The following is a 1,183-nucleotide window of genomic DNA, read 5'->3' as shown; positions in this document are numbered from 1 at the left end:
AAGGTCATCACCTCCAACTACAAGGCCGAGTTCGACCAGGTCAGCAGTGCGGCGATCGTCGCCTCGACCAAGTCCGGCACCAACGATTTCCACGGCAGCTTCTTCTGGGATACGACCAACGACGACTGGCGTGCCGAAAGCCCGCTGGAGCGCAAGGCCGGCCAGCGCGACGACTTCTCCGAGACCCAGTACGGCGCCACCTTCAGCGGCCCGATCCTCAAGGACCGCGCGCACTTCTTCGTGGCCTACGAGGCCAAGGAATACACCACGCCGAACACGGTGATCCCGGGCGGCATCTACGCCGACCGCGTCGACCAGCTGCCGGCGCAGCTGCAGCCGCTGGTCGCCACCTACAGCACGCCGTTCAAGGAAGACCTGTACTTCGGCAAGATCGACTGGACCCTGGGCGACAACAACCTGTTCGAGCTGACCGGCAAGTACCGCAAGGAAGACGAGCTGTCGGACATCGGCAACACCACCACCTACCAGCACGGCAGCAGCAACGGGCAGAAGGAAAAGCGCGCCAACCTGCGCTGGCAGTACAGCGGCGAGGCCTTCCTCAACGATCTGAACCTGAGCTACGAGAGCGCGTTCTGGACCCAGACCCCGCTCACCGACGGCAGCGGCTACGTGCTGTCCTATGTGCCGCAGGCCGGCAACGAGACCACCATCCTCAGCGCCGGCGCCGGCAGCAGCTTCCAGAACAAGGGCCAGAAGGGCTGGACCCTGCAGGACGACCTGACCCTCAACAGCCTTGACTGGCACGGCAGCCACACCATCAAGATGGGTTTGAAGTACAAGGACATCCAGCTCGATTCGACCCAGATCAATCCGGCCAATCCGCAGTACTACTACAACATCCTCAGCGATGTCGGCACCCCGTACCGGGTGCGCTTCGGCGACACCGGCGACGGCGGTTCGGTGCAGTCGCAGAACAAGCAGTACGGCATCTACCTGCAGGACGACTGGGAGGTCAACGAGCACCTGACCCTGAACCTGGGCGTGCGCTACGACTACGAGAAGACCCCGTCGTTCCTCGACTTCGTCACCCCGGCCGACGTCGCCAGCGCGCTGCTGAACTGGCGCAACCTGGACAACGCCAACTACGACATCGCCAACTACATCAGCACCGGCAACAACCGCAAGGCGTTCAAGGATGCCTGGCAGCCGCGCCTGGGCTTCT

General features: G+C 63.3%; 1 protein-coding gene. It reads left to right on the top strand.

Going from position 1 to position 1,183, the window contains the following annotated elements:
- A partial coding sequence (locus D180_RS07290; RefSeq protein ID WP_017912278.1) for a TonB-dependent receptor occupies window positions 1-1,183 on the top strand: 1,183 nt, incomplete at both ends.

This window comes from Xanthomonas sp. SHU 166 (genome assembly GCF_000364685.1).
Lineage (GTDB): Bacteria > Pseudomonadota > Gammaproteobacteria > Xanthomonadales > Xanthomonadaceae > Xanthomonas_A > Xanthomonas_A sontii.
This window is presented reverse-complemented; position numbering and strand designations above follow the sequence as displayed.